Source organism: Citrobacter sp. CK194, from assembly GCF_030333395.1.
Classification (GTDB): Bacteria; Pseudomonadota; Gammaproteobacteria; order Enterobacterales; family Enterobacteriaceae; genus Citrobacter_B; species Citrobacter_B koseri.
In genome coordinates this window covers 32,251-52,035 of sequence record NZ_JAOWGA010000015.1, presented here as the reverse complement: position 1 = coordinate 52,035, position 19,785 = coordinate 32,251, and the positions used below count along the sequence as shown (strand labels likewise).

Here is a 19,785-nt window from a genome sequence, read left to right as displayed (position 1 = left end):
GCCGCCACCCGGCGTAAACACGGCGAGGGCCTACAGTGGTGCGACACCACACATTAAAAAACCGGGGATTTCCCGGTTTTTTTGTCTCTCTGCGTACCCGTGACGAAAAACTGTGAGGCGTCTCGCCGTTTACGCACATCGTCATTGCGCGATATCTTCATTTTAATGAATATATAAATATTCACTTTACTGAAAATTTATGATGCGTCGAACATTTATCAAAAAAGAGGGGGTCGTGCTGACGACCCTGGCCCGCTACCTGCTAGGTGAGAAATGCGGTAACCGTTTGAAAACGATAGATGAACTGGCTAATGAATGCCACTCATCAGTGGGGTTAACGCAGGCCGCATTAAAAACGCTGGAGTCTTCCGGGGCGATCCGTATTGAGCGTCGTGGGCGCAACGGCAGCTTCCTGGTGGAGATGGATAACAAAACGTTGCTGTCGCATGTGGACATCAGCAACGTTGTTTGCGCGATGCCGCTGCCGTACACCCGTCTGTATGAAGGGCTGGCGAGCGGGCTGAAAGCGCAGTTTGAAGGGATTCCATTTTATTACGCGCACATGCGTGGGGCGGACATCCGGGTTGAGTGCCTGCTGAATGGCGTCTACGACATGGCCGTGGTGTCGCGTCTGGCCGCAGAGAGCTATCTGGCGCAAAACGGGTTGCGCATCGCGCTGGAACTGGGGCCACACACCTATGTCGGCGAGCACCAGTTGATCTGCCGTAAAGGCGAATCCGACCGGGTGAAGCGAGTGGGGCTGGATAACCGTTCGGCAGATCAGAAAATCATGACTGAAGCCTGTTTCGGCAAAAGTGATGTGGAGCTGATAGACCTCTCTTATCACGAAAGTCTCCAGCGCATTGTAAAAGGCGATGTGGATGCGGTGATCTGGAATGTGGTGGCGGAAGCGGAGCTGGCATTGCTGGGGTTAGAAGCGACGCCGCTCACCCGCGATCCCCGATTCTTGCAGGCCACCGAAGCCGTGGTGCTGACCCGGTCGGACGATTACCCGATGCAGCAACTGCTGCGCGCCGTGGTGGACAAACAGGCGCTGCTCGCCCATCAGCAACGTGTGGTCAGCGGTGAACAGGAACCCAGTTACTAAGTTAATCAAAGGCATTGTAAATGGAAAACAGACTCAGCCTGCTGTGTGACGCAGGGGTTATCGACGAAGATATTTGCCGTGGCATGTTGCAGGTCGTCAGACGACTGGACGAGGAGTGGAAGCTGCCGGTGCATACCGAGCAGGGAACGATGGCGATAACCCACATGGCCAGCGCGTTAATGCGCAGTCGTCGGGGAGAGGTGATTGACGCGCTGGATCGCGAGCTGCTGGCGGAACTGACGCAATCTCCCCACTGGCCCGCGATTTTGTTGGCGCACCAGGCGCTGCTGGCGGAGTTTACGGTTTCGCTTCATGCCAATGAGGAAGGCTATTTGTTGGCAAATCTATATGGGCTGTGGATGGCGGCGCACGAAGCGTCGTGAGGAACACCGTACATCAACGTACCACACCTTAAATATTCAAAAAAATGAATATTTAATTCAGGGATTAGAAACCGAGGCACAAAGATGTTTATACACGCATTGAAACGCCAGAATCCGGCGCTGATTACCGCCGCGATCCGACTCTGGCAGCAGGGAAGGATCGTCCCGGACAGCTGGGTGATTGATGTTGATCAGGTGCTGGAAAACGGGAAGCGCCTGGTTGATACGGCTCATCAATACGGCATCACGCTGTATCTGATGACAAAACAGCTTGGGCGCAATCCCTGGCTGGCGGAAAAGCTGCTGGCGCTGGGATATGCCGGAATTGTCACGGTGGATTACAAAGAGGCCAGGGTCATGCGTCGCGCCGGATTGCCGGTGGCGCATCAGGGGCATTTAGTGCAGATCCCCTCCCGGCAGATTGGCGAAGCGGTGGAGCAAGGGACGGACATTATTACGCTCTTTTCGCTGGAGAAGGCGCGTGAAGTGTCGGCGGCGGCGGTGAAGGCCGGGCGCGTGCAGGCGGTAATGCTGAAGATTTACGGCGAGCAGGATTTTCTTTATCCGGGGCAGGAGAGCGGCTTCCCGCTGGCGCGCCTTGATGACGCGGTGAATGACATTCGCCGTCTGCCGGGGCTCCATATCACGGGGTTAACGCATTTCCCCTGCCTGCTGTGGGATGACGCATCAGGTGAGACCAGGCCGACGCCCAATCTGCATTCCCTGGTCAAGGCGAGGCAGCAACTGGAAGAGCGGGAGATTGCCATTGAGCAGCTTAATGCGCCCTCTGCAACCAGCTGCGCGTCTTTGCCGCTGTTGGCGCGGTATGGCGTCACCCATGCCGAACCGGGCCATGCGCTGACCGGCACCATTCCGTCGAATCAGCAAGGCGATCAGCCTGAACGCATTGCGATGCTCTGGCTGAGTGAAATTTCGCACCATTTTCGTGGCAACAGCTACTGCTATGGCGGCGGCTATTACCGCCGGGGACATGCGCGCAACGCGCTCGTTTTTACGCCGGAAAACGACGTTCCCGCGAAGACGACGCTGGAACCCGTCGATGACAGCAGTATCGACTACTACCTGCCGCTTGCAGGGACGTTTCCGGTGAGCAGCGCCGTGGTGCTCTGTTTTCGTACCCAAATTTTTGTGACGCGCAGTGATGTGGTGCTGGTGTCTGGCATTCAGCGCGGCGCGGCGGAAATCGTCGCCCGTTATGACAGTCTCGGAAACGTACTGGAGGCGTAATGGCTCGTTTTGTGGTGCTGGTGATTGATAGCTTCGGCGTCGGCGCAATGAAGGATGTGGCGGAGGTTCGCCCGCAGGATGTCGGGGCGAATACCTGCGGACATATTCTGCGTCAGCTCCCGCAGCTACATCTGCCGACGCTGGAGAAACTGGGGCTGATTAACGCGCTGGGCTATGCGCCAGGCGTTATGGCTCCCTCGGCATCGGCAGTGTGGGGGATCGCGGAATTGCAGCATGAAGGCGGGGATACCTTCATGGGGCATCAGGAGATTTTAGGCACGCGTCCGCAGGCGCCGCTGCGTATGCCGTTTAGCGAGGTGATTGATTGCGTTGAGCTGGCGCTGAAGGCGGCGGGCTGGCAGGTAGAGCGACGTGGCGGCGAACTGGCGTTCCTGTGGGTCAATGAGTCGGTGGCGATAGGCGATAACCTCGAAGCGGATTTAGGGCAGGTTTACAACATTACCGCCAACCTTTCCGCCATCGCCTTTGACGAGGTGCTGAAGATTGGCCGCATTGTGCGTGAACACGCGCAGGTGGGGCGCGTCATTGCATTCGGTGGCACGCTTCACGACAGCCAGCGGATTCTGGACGCCGCAGAAGCGAAAGAGGGGCGTTTTATTGGCATCAATGCGCCGCGATCCGGCGCATATGAGAGCGGTTTTCAGGTTGTTCATATGGGCTATGGCGTGGATGAGCGGGTTCAGGTGCCGCAAAAACTGCATGAGGTTGGCGTGCCGACCGTGCTGATCGGCAAAGTGGCGGATATCGTGGCGAATCCTCACGGACGTAGCTGGCAAAACCTGGTGGACAGCCAGCGCATCATGGATATCACGCGCGATGAATTCAGTGCCGCCCGGCACGCGTTTATCTGCACCAACATCCAGGAAACCGATCTGGCGGGACACGCCCAGGATGTCGCACGTTATGCGGAACGTTTGCAGGTGGTTGACCGTAATCTTGCGCGGCTGACAAGCGAGATGACACCCGATGATTGTCTGCTGGTGATGGCCGACCACGGCAACGATCCGACGATAGGTCACAGTCACCATACCCGTGAAAGAGTGCCGATTCTGGTCTACCGGCAGGGGCTGAAGCCTGTTCAGTTAGGCCTTCGCGCCACGCTGTCGGATGTGGGCGCGACAGTCTGTGAGTTCTTTGGCGCGCCCGCGCCACAAAACGGCACCTCTTTCTTTTCGTCATTACAGCTCACAGGAGACGCCGTATGAATTTTGATACGTCAGGCTACACCTGGGCCCATGAGCATCTGCACATCGATCTCTCCGGGTTCAAAAATAACCTCGACTGCCGGTTAGATCAGTACGATCTCATTTGTCAGGAGATGAAAGATCTGCGGGCGTTGGGCGTGCGCAACATCATTGAAATGACCAACCGCTATATGGGGCGCAACCCGCAATTCATGCTCGATTTGATGCGGGATAGCGGGATAAACGTGGTGGCCTGCACGGGTTACTACCAGGACGCATTTTTCCCTGAGCATGTCGCGACCCGCAGCGTGGAACAGCTTGCGCAGGAGATGATCGATGAGATCGTCATCGGTATTGATAACACGACGCTGAAAGCCGGAATTATTGCGGAAATCGGCTCCAGTGAAGGGGTGATTACGCCGCTGGAAGAGAAGGTGTTTATCGCCGCCGCGCGCGCCCACAATGAAACCGGACGCCCCATTTCCACCCATACCTCGTTCAGTACGATGGGGCTGGAGCAACTGGCCTTGTTGCAGGCGCAGGGCGTCGATCTCTCCCGCGTGGTGATTGGTCATTGCGATCTGAAAGATAACCTCGACGGCATTTTGCAGATGATCGATCTCGGCGCATACGTGCAGTTCGACACCATCGGCAAAAACAACTACTACCCGGATGAAAAGCGCATCGACATGCTGAATGCGCTGCGCCAGCGTGGTTTGCTCAACCGCGTGATGCTTTCGATGGATATTACCCGCCGCTCCCATCTAAAAGCCAATGGCGGCAATGGCTACGACTACCTGTTAACCACCTTTATCCCACAGCTGCGCCAGTCAGGATTCAGTCAGGCCGATGTGGACACGATGTTGCGTGATAACCCCTCACAATTTTTCCAATAAGGACAGAAAGATGAAAAAGATTGGTGTTGCTGGCTTACAGCGTGAGCAGATTAAAAAAACCATCGAGACCGTGGCGCCCGGCTGCTTTGACGTGTCCATTCACAACGATATGGAAGCGGCGATGAAAGTGAAGTCCGGGCAACTGGATTATTACATCGGCGCGTGTAATACCGGCGCTGGCGCGGCGTTGTCGATAGCGATTGCGGTGATTGGCTACAACAAAAGCTGCACCATCGCTAAGCCGGGTATTAAAGCGAAAGACGAGCATATCGCAAAGATGGTCGCGGAAGGGAAAGTGGCGTTTGGCCTCTCTGTCGAACATGTTGAGCATGCGATTCCCATGCTGGTTAACCACTTGAAATAAAAGGCATGCTTATGGAGCTGTATATTCAGATTCTGGTGGTGGCCTGCCTGACGGGGATGACGTCGCTACTGGCGCATCGCTCAGCCGCCGTTTTCCATGACGGGATTCGCCCGATCTTACCGCAGCTGATCGAAGGCTATATGAACCGCCGGGAGGCGGGGAGTATCGCGTTTGGTTTGAGTATCGGTTTTGTGGCGTCGGTGGGGATCTCATTTACCCTCAAAACGGGGCTGCTTAACGCCTGGCTGCTGTTTTTACCTACCGATATTCTTGGCGTACTGGCGATCAATAGCCTGTTGGCGTTTGGGCTTGGCGCCGCCTGGGGCGTGCTGATTCTGACCTGTCTGCTGCCGGTGAACCATCTGCTTACCGCCTTGCCGGTTGACGTGCTGGGGAGCCTTGGCGAGTTGAGTTCCCCGGTTGTCGCCGGTTTTGCGCTGTTCCCGCTGGTGGCGATTTTTTATCAATTCGGCTGGAAACACAGTCTTATCGCTGCGGTTGTGGTGCTGATGGCGCGTGTCCTGGTGGTGCGTTACTTCCCGCATCTGAACCCGGAATCGATTGAGATTTTTATCGGCATGGTGATGCTGCTGGCGATTGCGATTACGCACGACCTGCGCCACCGTGGCGATGAGGAGATGGATAGCAGTGGGTTATCCGTCTTTGAGGAGCGCACCTCCCGCATTATTAAAAACTTACCGTATATCGCGATCGTCGGCGCGTTGATTGCGGCGGTCGCCAGTATGAATATTTTTGCCGGCAGCGAGGTGTCGATCTTTACCCTTGAGAAAGCCTATTCTGCTGGCGTTACGCCTGAAGAGTCGCAGACCTTGCTTCATCAGGCGGCGCTGGCGGAGTTCATGCGTGGGCTTGGCTTTGTGCCGATGATCGCCACAACGGCGCTGGCGACGGGCGTGTATGCGGTGGCCGGTTTTACCTTTGTGTATTCCGTGGGCTATCTGGCGCCGAATCCGTGGATTGCCGCCATCCTGGGGGCGGTCGTGATTTCTGCGGAAGTGCTGCTGTTGCGCTCGATTGGGAAGTGGCTTGGACGCTACCCGTCGGTGCGCAATGCGTCGGACAATATCCGTAACGCGATGAATATGCTGATGGAAACCGCGCTACTGATCGGCTCTATTTTTGCGGCGATCAAGATGGCGGGTTATACCGGCTTCTCGATTGCGATTGCTATCTACTTCCTCAACGAGTCGCTGGGGCGCCCGGTGCAGAAGATGGCCGCGCCGGTCGTGGCCGTGATGATTACCGGTATCTTGTTGAATATTCTCTACTGGTTCGGTTTGTTTATTCCGGCCTGAGGAGGCGTCTAAATGAAAACCTTCCCCCTGCAAAGCCTGACGCTCGCCGAGGCGCAGCAGAAGCAGTTTGCGCTGGTGGACACGGTGTGTCGTTATTTTCCGGGCGCGGATTTTTTAAAGGGTGGCGATCTGGGGTTAAGTCCGGGGCTTAACCAGCCGGGAACCACCCGACAAGTGGAAAAGGTGCTGGCGGAGGCGTTTCATGCTGAGGACGCGGTGCTGGTGCAGGGCGCGGGAACTGGCGCGATTCGGGCCGGGCTGGCCGCGCTGCTGAAACCGGGGCAACGCCTTCTGGTGCATGATGCGCCGGTTTATCCCACAACGCAGGGGATCGTCGAGCAGATGGGGATTGTGCTTGTCAGAGCGGATTTCAACGATCTGGAGACGATAACGCAGGTTATCGCAGAGCATCGGCCCCATGCGGCGCTGGTGCAACATACGCGTCAGCAACCGCAGGATTGCTATTCTCTGGCCGGGGTGCTGGCGGAGCTTGCGCGATGCGGCGTCCCCACGCTGACCGACGATAATTATGCGGTGATGAAAGTGGCGCGTATTGGTTGTGAATGTGGGGCCACGCTGTCCACGTTTTCCTGTTTTAAACTCTTCGGGCCTGAAGGCACCGGCGCGGTGGTGGGGGAGGCGGAAGCCATCGCCAGAATACGTGCGACGATGTATTCCGGCGGCAGCCAGATTCAGGGCGCGCAGGCGCAGGCGGTGCTTCGTGGCCTGGTTTTCGCGCCAGTGATGCACGCAGTGCAGGCCGGGGTGACGGAACGTTTACTCGCCTTGTTAAACAGTGGAACCGTGCCGGAAGTGAAGCAGGCGGTGATTGCGAATGCGCAATCGAAAGTGTTGATTGTGGAGTTCCACCAGCCCGTTGCCGAAAAGGTGCTGGAGGAGGCGCAAAAGCGCGGGGCGTTGCCTTACCCGGTGGGCGCGGAGTCCAAATATGAAATCCCGCCATTGTTTTATCGCCTTTCCGGTACGTTTCGTGCGGCCCGTCCGGGTCTGGCGCGTTATGCGATTCGTATTAATCCCAACCGCAGCGGCGAAGAAACGGTGTTACGTATTTTGCGGGAAAGCCTGTGAGCCTGATGGCACAACACCGCGTAGGCCGGATAAGGCGCTTGCGCCGCCATCCGGCGCGTATGTGTGCACGAAAGCCTGATGGCGCTGTGCTTATCAGGCCTACAGCGTACAGCACCGTAGGCCGGATAAGGCGTTTACGCCGCCATCCGGCATGTATGTGCGCACGGAAGCCTGATGGCGCTGCGCTTATCAGGCCTACAGCGTACAGCACCGTAGGCCGGATAAGGCGCTTGCGCCGCCATCCGGCATGTATGCGTGCACGAAAGCCTGATGGCGCTGCGCTTATCAGGCCTACAGCGTACAGCACCGTAGGCCGGATAAGGCGTTTGCGCCGCCATCCGGCATGTATGCGCGCACGGAAGCCTGATGGCGCTGCGCTTATCAGGCCTACAATGATACACATGAAAAAACCGGGGAATCCCCGGTTTTTTTGTATCGTGCGACAACGGTTTCGATTATTGATCCGCGGCTGGGCCGCAACCACCAATAATTTTTGAAATAGAAATTGCCGGGTGAAGTAAATAATCGTAACTGCAATCATTCTTTTTGTTTTCGATATGACCCGTACACGCGGTGAGCGTAGCCAGCATCCCTGCCACAACGGCAATCTTTGCAATTTTAAACATGACAAAATCCTTGTAAATAAAACAATTTTAATTGTATGAGATAAATGGAAAAATCCATTTTGCGGACGTTACCATATCAATTAATAAGGGGGCGAGGTAGTCCAGATAAGGACTTCTTATTCTGCGGGTAATATGCTTTGCGTAGATTCAGCATAATAAAAACGGCCTGGAGATGATGTATATTCTCCAGGCCGTGGCGTTTATTTAATTAACGGAATGTTTTCTTAAAGTTCAGCATAAAGCCTTTATCGCTGATGCCGTCCTCTTTCCACTGATAAGCGTCGAGATGCAGACTGCTGTCCTGGGCGCTGTACTTCACGCCCATCGTTGCCAGACCGTTCAGACCGCCGCCTTTCTGGCCGTCGTCAACGCTAAAGCGCTGGTCGCTTGCACCCGCCAGCGTGGCGCTACGCTGGCTTTTCGTGTAGCTCAGGTTCGGGCCGCCTTCCAGCGTGGCGCTTGCGCTCCAGCCGTTTTCCCCGGCGTAGTCCATTTTCAGGCCAAGCACGGAATCTACGGCCGTTTCGCTGCCGCTGTTCATCGACAGGTTGAAGTCCCCGGCGCTGCGCTCTTTGTAACCTTCTTCCAGTGTGTGACGCAGCTTAACGCCCGCATACGGCGTGATTTTCAGCGCATCGTCCATCAGGTTAAAGGTTTTTGCCCCTTCGCTGCGGAACTCCATGTACTGCTGACGGGCGTCAGAATCCGCCACTTTATTGACGTCGCCATAGGCGACAGAGCGGCTGCTGTCGAGGTTATGCACGTCATAACGCAGGCTGTTGTTCCAGGCCAGACCCTCATTAAAGGTCATGCTGTGCTTCAGGCCGAAGAACTGGCTGTAGCCGCCGGTCACGCCGTTGTCGCCCGCTTTCTGCGAACCGTCGCCGTCCAGACGCGCAATACCGTATTCCAGCGTCAGGTTCTGGCTGGCGGTCAGATCCAGCGTCTGGCGCAGCGCCAGCATGTCGTACTGGGTGTCGTTACCCAGTTCGGCACGCGGATCGCCTTTCGCCATCACGTTGAACGCCAGACCGTCTTTCACCTGCGGCGCGGCGTCCGCCAGCATCGTAAAGCGATTGCTGAGTACGCGGGCTTCGCGGAAGACGGTGTTCGCCTGGCTGCCGCTGACCTGTTTCAGGGCGTTGTTCAGCTCTGCGGTCGTGCCAACGTTCAGGCTGTTGTACAGCTCATTGTTGGTATACCCGGCGTCCAGCGCCTGTGCGACGTCGCTGACGGAACTCTCCGTCGCCACATCCGCATAGGCGTTTTTGGTCATGGTGATGTCAACGTTGCCGTCGCCGTCGGTGCTGCCCTGGGCGTTCCACACCACGCTGGTGGAGGTGATATTGTCCGCGCCCTGGATATTACTGCCGGTAAAGGCGTTATCGACCACGACGGTGGTCTCTGCCGTACCTGCGGTAAAGCCGGTATTCACCTTCACGTCGTCGCCAATCATCAGGTTATTCGCTTTCAGCGTACCGGAACTGCCGTCGGCATTGGTGCCCACAATGTAGTTGCTTAACATCTGCGGCGCATTCGGATCGGCCGGAGGCGCTGGAATATCACCCTGCGTCGGCGCGACAATCGCATCCGGGATCACGATATCCGCCGTACCGTTGTGATCGTCCTGCGTACCCGTAGTGCCAGGGGCGTAGATGCCGCAGCCGGTGTCGCACAGCAGATTCACTTCGCCATTATTGATGATGGTTTTGCTCTGGCCGCCAAACGCGTAAGAGTCATTCGCGTACACGTTGATCACGCCATCGGCGGTGTTGTTGATGGTGGTGGCGTTGCCGTTGCCTTTGATGCCGATAAGTCCGGTGCCGTTGGTTCCGTCTATTTGCCCCTGTTCGGTGCCGACGTTGATGGTGCCGCTGTTGACCAGGTCGATGATATAACTGCTGGTGCCGCCGCTGATCGCCACGGCATTGTCGCCCTGGACGTTAATGGTCCCTTCGTTGCCAAAGCTATAGCCACGGCTGAGGTTGATCAGAGGGGCGTCCGGGTTAATACCATTAATCACGCCGGTTTCCGTGTTCCAGATCCACATCGGGGTGTTGCTGGCATTCGCGGTGGTGATGGCGCTGTAACCGTTGGTGGCGGTAATGGTGCCGCTGTTCACCTGAGCGATGGAACTGTCGGTTCGCGTCATGTTGATGATGGTGTTTTCGCCGCCTTCTACCGCGTTGCCGCTGTTGGTAAGCGTTGCGCCTTCCTGGTTATAAAACGCAAAGCTGCCGTTGATGAGCGATTTGCCATCTTCCGCCACCGTCATATTGCCGGTATTGACGACTTCCTGGGCGTAAGAGGTTCCTGTAATTGAGCCGGTAAAGCTGCCCTCGTTGAACAGGGTGATATCGCCATTAAGCGTCAGGAGGTCAGTGGTCAGGCTGCCGTCTGCGCGGTTGAACAGGCTGTGATACGTACTGATCGTATCGGCATGCATCGTCCCGTGGTTTTCCAGATCGCCTCCGGCATTCATCGCCATATCGCCGTTGATGGTCAGCGTGGCGCCTGCTTCGTTGTACAGCCAGCCGTTAACATCGATATCGCCGTTCAGCGTTTCATTGCCGTAATTCGCCAGCGCTCCGGTGGTGAAAAAGCCCGCTTCTGAAGTTTGGCTATCGCTGTCGCCGCTGCCGGGCAGCGACCGTATCCAGATTTTATCGGTTGGCGTGGAACCCATATGCGGGTCGTTTTCGTCCATCGGGCTGCCGTTCAGGTTGATGGCGCCGTTATTGATGATGTAGCTGTTGCTGTCGCTAAGGAACGCCTGACCGTAGTCGGCATCAATATTGATGGTGCCGGTGGTGTCGTTCACGACGGTGCCGCCGTTTAATGCGGCCATCCCCACCAGTTGGTTTTCCTCGCCGGTCACACCTTCATCAGCGGTCAGCGTAATAGTACCCTGGTTAACGGCCGTGCCGCCGTTGAGCGCCATCATACCGAACCCGGCGTTGTTGACGGTGATGGTGCCGGTGTTGATGGCCGTGGCGTCACCGTAGCCGATGTCGGTGGAACCGGCAACCATTGCCGAGCTGGTCAAATAGAGGTGTGTCGGCTGCCAGTAGTCTGTGCTGATGATATTGTTTTCATCGTCCAGCGTCGGGATAAAACCGTCCAGATAAATATCGCCTTCGTTTAACGCCGTCCCTACACTGGCACTGACGCCATATGCTCCCGCGCCCTGTAAATGGACGGTCGCTCCTTTATCATTAACGACGCTGCCGCCCTGGGACGCCAGCATGGCGTAAAGCGTGTGGGTATACCATCTTTCCGGGTAGAGATTGATGCCGTCAATGTACTCTGGCGTTTGGTTAGAAAAGAGGGTGATATCGGCCCCCGCTTTGTTGTGTACGACCGCATCTTCGCGATTTGCACGGGTGATGGCAGAACGGTCATCTCCCGTATCGTCACTGCTTCCGTAGACGAGAATATTGCCGCTGTTGCTCGCTTCCGCTCCCTGATCGGCAAGGAGAACGTTGGCCGTTCCGTGGGTGGTAATATCGCCCTGATTTTCAATCGTCGAGCCCTGGCCATGAGCTGACAGCAGGGCTTTATTTCCGACGGAGTAATATGAGTACAGATAGTCGGCGTTCACTTCAATTGTGGCGTCATCGGTAACGAGCAGGGAGCCGCCATTATTAACGTTTGCCAGCGTGGCCTGGCCACCTGAGATAGTGGTCATATCCACGGTAGATTTACCGCTTAGCGTTAACGTGTTGTCACCATCAATGTTGATACCGATAGCTTCAGAGCCAGCAGCCGCTTCGTTTTGGGAAAAGTCGATGTTTATACCACCGGCGACATTCACGGTGTTACCGCTGCCGCTGATATCGAGGCCGACAACGCTCGCATACCCAGAGCTGATATCAGAACTGTCAAGATGGATATTCATCGCGCCATCCAGATTGACCGTATTTTGATTGCCGTTGACGGTAATGCCTTGTAACTGCTCATAGCTTTTAATTTGAGCGTCTTGCGCGTAACTGCCCTCGATGTTCACATTACCCAGAATAGTTGTCGTATTCGTGTCGCCAGAAACGTTAAGACCGGTTGCCCCACGAAATACGCCGCTGCTGTCCTGCACTGAGACAACGTTAATATCGCCCGTCAGACTGACCTGCGATTCAGTACCGCTGATCAGCGTTCCCGTACCGTTAAGGCTGGCGTTGATATCACCTTTGTTGTTGAAGGCGTTTTGTGTACCAGCCACAACGAAGCTGACAGAGCCGTCGTTACGCACGGTGGTGTTGCCGCTGTTTGTGAGTTCGCTTTCTTCGCCGTTGATGGTCAGGCCCGTCGCGCCATTCATAACCAACAGATCGCCATTCTGCGTCATGTCAGCGTTATTGCCCGTAATGGTGGCGATTGTTGAGCCAGCGCCGTCGACAGCCATATTGCCGGTATTGAGTACGCGGGCGTTGTCGCCATCAATGCGCACGCCCGTCGCGCCATCGGCGATGAGCTGATTACCTTCATTAATCACCAGCGCATGATCGCCCTCAATATATAGCCCAGTAGAGCCGGTACCGCGGGTTGTCGAATGGCCTTTGTTATCGACAATAGCATTGTCGCCGGTGATTTTTGCCCCGGTGCCGCCGTCAGAAACGTTTAATTCCCCCTTGTTGATGAGGCGAATGTTATTGCCGTTAATGATGGAACCGGTAGAACCTGCGCCGCTAATGCTGGAAGTCCCCGCATTATCAATGAGGGTGTTATCACCATCGATAACGATGCCCGTACCGCCGCCGCTGATGGTGATATCGCCGGAGAGCGAGGTCGAGGTGCCATTACCGGAAATTAACGCCCCGGTAGCGCCATCTACCGTACTTTTGCCTGAAATAGCGTTAGTGGTGCCGTCGCCGCTAATAACCAGGCCAACTGCGCCATTGGTTACGGTGGAATCCCCGTTCAGCGTATTACGGGTGTTATCGCCCGAGATAATGACGCCGGTACGATTTTTCCCGCTGATATCCAGTTCGCGATCGGTGGTGTGCGTCTTGCCGTCTCCGGTGACAACCTGAGTATTGTTATCCGCGAGGATCAGATAGCCCCGACTGTCGTACTTCCAGTAAAAGCCGTTGGCCTGAGCGCCTTCAATCACGGCCGCGTTGCTGTCGGTAACGTTCCAGCCGGAAATCGCCAGCGTTTTGCCGTCCTGGGTGGTTAACTGCCACTGCGCGTCTTGTTCGGAATAACTGAGCGTGGCTTCGCCGAGGTGCTCGCCGTTATCCAGTTTGATGTCGTCGAAGTGCAGGGTGTCTGTGCCTTTATCCAGCGTCACCTGATTGCTGAAGGTCGTCACGGACGTGTCGTCAGGCGGTACTGGCGTATCACCGCCATCATCGGGCGGTGTGACGTCGCCGCCATCATCGGGAGGCGTTGGGGTGACATCTCCGCCGTCATCCGGCGGCGTTGGGGTAACGTCGCCCCCGTCGTCTGGCGGGACTGGCGTTGTTGAATGGTGGTGAGAGTCGCCGTCGCTGTGATTGCCAATGGCGATGCCCGCCGCCAGAGCCGCTACGCCGCTGGCGACCCATGCCCAATGGTTATCCTGCCCGGCTTCTGCCGTCAGACATTTCGCCGGTAACTTATTGCGTTCCGCCTGAGATAACGACGAAATATTTACCGGACATTCTTTCTCATCTTCGGTATTCTCTGCCGCAATTGCCGGGCAGTAATATGTTTGCAGTGCAATCGCAATACCCACTGCAAGGAGTTTTTTCCTTTGCATAAACATAGTTGCCATCCTGTAAATAAAATAAGAAATATAAGGCGGCCCTGACAGACAACCTTTATTTGCAAAATTAATGAATGGCGCTATTTTGCCACTGACTACCCAGGGGGCGTCAATCCAGCCTTTATTCTGCCGATATTTGTGCGGTGAATTTATTTAGCGAATAAAAAAGAGATAATGGATGTTTTGTGCGGTATTTTATGGCGTTATTCTTTTTTATATTTACGCAATGAATGGATTTAGCTTATTTAAAGTGTAATGTAAGAATGAATGATCGTTAAAGTGTTAAAAAAAAGATGCCCTGATATAGGGCATCTATATTTATTAATGGTTTGAGAACCAGTTTAGCTTATCGCGTAACGCGACCACCCGACCGACAATAATCAGCGCCGGGCTTTCGACCTGTTTCGCCAGCTCGCCTAATTGCGCAAGAACGCCGCTGACCACGCGCTGCTTGATGGCAGTACCGTTTTCGACCAGCGCCACAGGCATATCGGCCTGCATACCAAATGCGATCAGCTTCTCCTGAATGGTCGCCGCCTGATTCAGCCCCATATAGAACACCAGCGTTTGTTTCTCCGCCGCCAGGTTTTCCCAGTCCAGCTCGCCGCCCGTTTTCAGGTGCCCGGTGACCAGACGCACGCTTTGCGCGTAGTCGCGGTGAGTCAGCGGAACGCCGGAATAAGCCGAGCACCCGGAGGCCGCGGTAATTCCGGGAACAACCGAGAACGGAATACCGGCGTGGCACAGCGTTTCCAGCTCTTCGCCGCCGCGACCGAAGATAAACGGATCGCCGCCTTTCAGACGCACCACGCGTTTGCCTTTCTGCGCTTCTCGCAGCAGGATCTGGTTAATCTCTTCCTGGGGAACACAGTGATAGCCCGCGCGTTTGCCAACGAACACGCGGTCAGCGTCGCGGCGTACCAGATTCATAATGTCGTCGGAGACCAGACGGTCATACACCACCACATCCGCCTGTTGGATCTGTTGTAACCCTTTCAGCGTCAGCAGCCCGGCGTCGCCAGGGCCCGCGCCCACCAGCACCACTTCACCACGGTGATCCAGCGGTTCGCTAAGCATCTGCTCGGTGATCTCCGACACCGCTTTCGCATCGGCATTCGCCAGCGACTGCGCGAGCCTGTCGTTGATGAACAGTTTTTCCCAGAAGCGACGGCGCTCGCCCATTGTGGCGAACTGCTTTTTCACCCGCGCGCGGAGCTGGCCGGCGTAATGCGCAACCTGGCCGAGGTGCTGGGGCAGCAAGGACTCCAGTTTCTCGCGCAGCAAGCGTGCGAGAACGGGCGAGGTGCCGCCGGAGGAGACCGCCACCATCAGCGGCGAACGGTCGATAATGGAGGGCATGATGAAACTGGCGGCTTTTGGCGCATCGACCACGTTGCAGAAAATGCAGCGTGACTCAGCGGCTTCGCTCACCTGCTGGTTCACGGCGTCATCATCGGTCGCGGCGATCGCCAGCCAGCATCCGTCGAGCAGGGATTCTTCGAATGCCCCTTCAACTAACGTCAACATGCCTTCATTTGCCCACACGGTGAACTGCGGAATAAACGCCAGCGCGTTGACCGTTAATCGAGCGCCTGCTTCCAGCAGTAACCGCGCTTTGCGTTCTGCGACATCGCCACCGCCGACGAGCAGACAGTCACGATCGCGTAATTGACAAAATATAGGCAAATGGTCCACGACATTACCTCTTAATTATTGGCAGTAGCTTCAGTTTGATTGATTTTTGCCGGAGCCGGACGCTCCGCTTTTGGCGTAGCATACCAATAACCTAATCCCATGAATACGACACCGGACAAAGTATTGCCGAGAGTCACCCACAGCAGGTTATGACCAATTCCCGCCAGCGTGTAGGCGTCGCCGTGATGACCGAACCAGGAGAGGGCGAACAGCGTCATGTTGGCGACGGAGTGCTCGTAGCCGGACGCGATGAATGCCAGCAGACACCACCAGATAGCGAGGAATTTCGCCGCGCCTTCGGTACGAATCGCCATCCAGATCGCCAGGCAAACCAGCCAGTTGCACAGCGCGCCTTTAAAGAACAGTACCGTGGCGGGCGCGGTGGTTTTCGCCAGCGCAACCGTGTGAACGATGCTGGTATCGACCGGCAGCAGACTGCCGCCGCCCCAGCTATACAGCAGCGCGACGAACACGGAGCCCACCAGGTTGCCCAGCCAGGTTTGCGGCAGAATCGCCCACATCTGACCGTGGCTGATGGTGCCCGCTTTTACGCCGAGCGTCAGGAACATGGTGTGGCCGGTAAAGAGTTCAGAACCGGCGATGATCACCAGCGTTAAGGCGATGCCGAAGGTAGCGCCCATCACCAGCGGGCGAACGGAAGGGTCAAGCAGATTGCCGAGGGTAAAAATAAGAATGATGCCGAGACCGACGTAGGCGCCAGCCATTGCGGAACTCACCCAGAAACCGAGCGGATTATTTGCCGACAGGCGTGCAATGCGCGCAGCGTTAGCCGCACACTTGTTAATAGTGTCTGTAAACATTTGATTATCCTTGAAGTAAAAACAATAAAATTAAAAAAGAAATCGTAAAACCGTAGGCCGGATAAGGCATTTATGCCGCCATCCGGCGGTATGTTTTTGCCTGATGGCGCTGCGCTTATCAGGCCTACAAATCAGGCCTACAAAGACGTCAAAAAGGGAGGCGTTGCGCCTCCCCAAATTCATCAACCGCGCAGTTGCACCACGCCGTCTTTCACGCGAGCTTCGTAGTGCGCGACGGAATGGCTTTCATCTTCCATGCACAGACCGTCGCTCAGACGGAAACGCTGTTTTTTCAGCGGGCTGGCAACCCACAGTTCGCCCTGATGCTCGGCAATCAATCCGCGCGACAGCACGCTGGACTCAAAAAACGGGTCGATGTTGCTGATCGCGAATACCTGGTCACTGTGATATGGACGGAAAATGGCGACCTGCTTTTCGCCTAACAGCGCGCAGACGCCGGTTTCCGGCAGAATGTCATCGATTTTGCAGATGTTTTTCCACTGGCTCATGCGTTTTCCTCCACCAGAGTTACCGGAATGCGCTCGTACGGCGTTGCCGGACGATGCTGTTCACGCTCAGGCACCACCTGAACATTCGGGTCGCGCTTATCGCTGTTGATAAAGTGTCTGAAACGAACCTGCGCAGACGGTGTATTTACGGTCTCCGTCCACTCGCACACCACCGCTTCACGCAGGCGGGTCATCTCTTCTTCCAGATGCGCGTTCAGGCCCAGTTTGTCGTCGATGATGACCGACTTCAGGTAGTCGATACCGCCTTCCAGGTTATCTAACCACGGTGCGGTACGGGTCAGTTTGTCGGCGGTACGGATGTAGAACATCATGAAGCGGTCGAGGTATTTAACCAGCGTTTCGCGGTCGATATCCGCCGCCAGCAGGTCTGCATGACGCGGTTTCATCCCGCCGTTACCGCAGACGTACAGGTTCCAGCCTTTTTCCGTGGCGATAATCCCCACGTCTTTACCCTGGGCTTCCGCACATTCACGGGTACAGCCGGAGACGCCAAATTTCATTTTGTGCGGGGTACGGATGCCTTTGTAGCGGTTTTCCAGTTCGACGCCGAAGCCGACGCTATCGCCCACGCCGTAGCGGCACCAGGTGCTGCCCACGCAGGTTTTCGCCATACGCAGCGCTTTGGCATACGCGTGACCGGTTTCGAAGCCCGCTTCAATCAACTGACGCCAGATTTCTGGCAGATCGTCTTTCTGCGCGCCGAACAGACCGATACGCTGAGAACCGGTAATTTTGGTGTACAGGTTAAACTCACGCGCGATGCGACCTACGGCCACCAGACCTTCCGGCGTGATTTCGCCGCCCGCAGAACGCGGGATCACGGAGTAGGTGCCGTCTTTCTGGATGTTCGCCAGGAAGTTGTCGTTGGTATCCTGTAGCGGGGTGTGCTGTGGCTTCAGAATGTATTCGTTCCAGCAGGAGGCCAGCAGAGAACCGACGGTCGGTTTACACACTTCGCAGCCGTAGCCTTTACCGTGTTTCGCCAGCAGTTCTTCAAAGGTTTTAATGCCTTCCACGCGGATGAGGTGGAACAGTTCCTGACGCGAGTACGCAAAGTGCTCACACAGGTTGTTGTTCACTTCAATACCCTGTTTCGCCAGTTCGGCGTTCAGAACCTGAGTAACCAGCGGAATACAGCCGCCGCAGCCAGTACCGGCTTTGGTTTCCGCTTTCAGCGCCGCAACGGTGTGGCAGCCTTTGTTGATGGCGGCGACCAGCATCCCTTTGGTGACGTCAAAGCAGGAACAGATTTGCGCGCTGTCCGGCAGTTTATCAACGCCAATGGAAGGCTTACCGCTGCCAGAATGTGCCGGCAGGATCAGCGAGTCCGGGTTTTCCGGCAGTTCAATCGCGTTCAGCACCAGTTGCAGCAGGTTGCCGTAATCGCTGGTATCGCCCACCAGCACCGCGCCGAGCAGGGTTTTGTTGTCTTCGCTGACGATGAGGCGTTTGTAGACCTCTTTGCTTTCGTCGAGGTAAACGTAGCTACGCGCGCCCGGCGTGCGGCCATGCGCATCGCCAATGCCGCCGACGTCCACGCCCAGCAGTTTCAGCTTGGCGCTGAGGTCTGCGCCTTCAAACACGTTTTCGGTTTCGAGGATGTGGTCAACGGCAACCTGCGCCATTTTGTAGCCAGGCGCGACCAGACCGTACACGCGGTTGTTCCAGCTGGCGCATTCGCCAATCGCGTAGATATCCGGGTCAGACGTCTGGCAGGCGTCGTTAATCACGATACCACCGCGCTGAGCGACGTCCAGGCCGCACTGGGTGGCCAGTTTGTCACGCGGGCGGATACCGGTAGAGAAAACGATGAAGTCGACTTCCAGCTCGCTACCGTCGGCAAAACGCATGGTTTTACGCGCTTCGGCGCCTTCCTGAACGATCTCTTTGGTGTTTTTGCTGGTGTGTACGCGCACGCCCATGCTTTCGATTTTACGGCGTAGCTGCTCACCGCCCATCTGATCCAGCTGTTCTGCCATCAGCATGGGGGCAAATTCGATAACGTGGGTTTCGACACCTAAGTTTTTCAGCGCGCCAGCGGCTTCCAGACCCAGCAGGCCGCCGCCGACCACCGCGCCGCGTTTGCTGCGACGGGCGCAGGCTTCAATGGCGTTGAGATCTTCAATGGTACGGTAAACAAAGCAGTCCTGGGTTTCGGAACCTTTAATTGGCGGGATCCACGGGTAGGAACCGGTCGCCATGATCAGTTTATCGTAATAAACCGTACGACCCGCGCTGGAGTGGATGACCTTCTCCTGACGGTTGATCGTAATAGCGCGTTCGCCGACCAGAACGTTAACGCCGTGCTTCTCATAAAAGCCTTCACGCACCAGAGACAGCTCTTCAGCGGTGTGGTGGGAGAAGTAGGAAGACAGGTGGACACGGTCGTATGCTTTGCGGGGTTCTTCACAGAACACGGTAATGTCAAAATTGGCAGCGTCGGATTTATCAAGAAGGTCCTCAATAAAGCGATGGCCGACCATACCATTACCGATAATAGCGAGTCTGACTTTGCTCATTTTTGCCTCGATTTCTTTTCTATTACTGCCTACCTTAACGATTCAGCAACCCCGCTTATTGATGTAAATCAAATTCGGCCTTATATACTCCTTAAGAGGTATATTGCTGATTTGTCAGCATTTTTATAAGTCACGGAATTGTCAGACATTTCGTTGTTGTGCAAATAACGTACAAAATGAGGGGTTATTAGCGTAAGAAGGTCTACCTCTAAAGAATGCGAGGTCTACGCCGTCAGGGGGAG

Annotated in this window: 14 protein-coding genes; 8 read left to right on the top strand and 6 right to left on the bottom strand. The window is 55.9% G+C overall.

The window, feature by feature from the left end; translation table 11 throughout:
* Positions 1–202: 202 nt before the first annotated feature.
* The 8 genes from yhfZ to OGX80_RS05725 all read left to right on the top strand — a co-directional run bounded on the left by yhfZ (position 203) and on the right by OGX80_RS05725 (position 7,609).
* On the top strand, positions 203–1,108 hold the full coding sequence (gene yhfZ, locus OGX80_RS05760; RefSeq protein WP_024131011.1) for a GntR family transcriptional regulator YhfZ: 906 nt from the start codon (positions 203–205) through the stop codon (positions 1,106–1,108).
* 20 nt (positions 1,109–1,128) lie between these two features.
* Complete coding sequence (locus tag OGX80_RS05755; protein WP_049011738.1) at positions 1,129–1,491, top strand: hypothetical protein; 363 nt, start codon at positions 1,129–1,131, stop codon at positions 1,489–1,491.
* Positions 1,492–1,575: 84 nt separating this feature from the next.
* On the top strand, positions 1,576–2,739 hold the full coding sequence (locus OGX80_RS05750) for a YhfX family PLP-dependent enzyme (RefSeq protein ID WP_114848055.1): 1,164 nt from the start codon (positions 1,576–1,578) through the stop codon (positions 2,737–2,739).
* Entirely contained in the window at positions 2,739–3,965 is a 1,227-nt protein-coding gene (locus tag OGX80_RS05745; RefSeq protein ID WP_115181040.1) for a phosphopentomutase, read from the top strand. The genes OGX80_RS05750 and OGX80_RS05745 overlap by 1 nt, the downstream gene beginning before the upstream one ends.
* The gene (locus OGX80_RS05740; RefSeq protein WP_012135485.1) at positions 3,962–4,840 is read left to right on the top strand and encodes a phosphotriesterase-related protein; all 879 of its coding nucleotides are present in this window, start codon (positions 3,962–3,964) and stop codon (positions 4,838–4,840) included. Before OGX80_RS05745 ends, OGX80_RS05740 begins: the two co-directional genes overlap by 4 nt.
* Before the next feature lie 10 nt (positions 4,841–4,850).
* Complete coding sequence (locus tag OGX80_RS05735; protein WP_012135484.1) at positions 4,851–5,204, top strand: DUF2620 domain-containing protein; 354 nt, start codon at positions 4,851–4,853, stop codon at positions 5,202–5,204.
* Positions 5,205–5,215: 11 nt separating this feature from the next.
* On the top strand, positions 5,216–6,520 hold the full coding sequence (locus tag OGX80_RS05730) for a YhfT family protein (protein ID WP_047460741.1): 1,305 nt from the start codon (positions 5,216–5,218) through the stop codon (positions 6,518–6,520).
* Between the two features lie 12 nt (positions 6,521–6,532).
* Positions 6,533–7,609 (top strand): aminotransferase class I/II-fold pyridoxal phosphate-dependent enzyme, encoded by a 1,077-nt coding sequence (locus OGX80_RS05725; RefSeq protein ID WP_115181041.1) that lies wholly within the window; start codon positions 6,533–6,535, stop codon positions 7,607–7,609.
* A gap of 455 nt (positions 7,610–8,064) precedes the next feature.
* On the opposite strand, the gene OGX80_RS05720 is transcribed toward OGX80_RS05725, so the two are convergent.
* The 6 genes from OGX80_RS05720 to nirB all read right to left on the bottom strand — a co-directional run bounded on the left by OGX80_RS05720 (position 8,065) and on the right by nirB (position 19,543).
* Positions 8,065–8,235, bottom strand: a complete 171-nt coding sequence (locus OGX80_RS05720) for a YhfL family protein (RefSeq protein ID WP_012135480.1) — start codon at positions 8,233–8,235, stop codon at positions 8,065–8,067.
* 208 nt (positions 8,236–8,443) lie between these two features.
* Positions 8,444–13,972 (bottom strand): pectate lyase-fold domain-containing protein, encoded by a 5,529-nt coding sequence (locus tag OGX80_RS05715; protein ID WP_286471151.1) that lies wholly within the window; start codon positions 13,970–13,972, stop codon positions 8,444–8,446.
* A gap of 327 nt (positions 13,973–14,299) precedes the next feature.
* The gene (cysG, locus tag OGX80_RS05710; RefSeq protein ID WP_115181043.1) at positions 14,300–15,673 is read right to left on the bottom strand and encodes a siroheme synthase CysG; all 1,374 of its coding nucleotides are present in this window, start codon (positions 15,671–15,673) and stop codon (positions 14,300–14,302) included.
* An 11-nt stretch (positions 15,674–15,684) separates the two neighbouring features.
* Positions 15,685–16,494: a nitrite transporter NirC gene (gene nirC, locus OGX80_RS05705; protein WP_012135477.1), complete on the bottom strand. Its 810-nt coding sequence runs from the start codon at positions 16,492–16,494 to the stop codon at positions 15,685–15,687.
* 182 nt (positions 16,495–16,676) lie between these two features.
* Positions 16,677–17,003: a nitrite reductase small subunit NirD gene (gene nirD / locus OGX80_RS05700; RefSeq protein ID WP_012135476.1), complete on the bottom strand. Its 327-nt coding sequence runs from the start codon at positions 17,001–17,003 to the stop codon at positions 16,677–16,679.
* Positions 17,000–19,543, bottom strand: a complete 2,544-nt coding sequence (nirB, locus tag OGX80_RS05695) for an NADPH-nitrite reductase large subunit (RefSeq protein ID WP_115181044.1) — start codon at positions 19,541–19,543, stop codon at positions 17,000–17,002. The genes nirD and nirB overlap by 4 nt, the downstream gene beginning before the upstream one ends.
* Positions 19,544–19,785 lie beyond the last annotated feature (242 nt).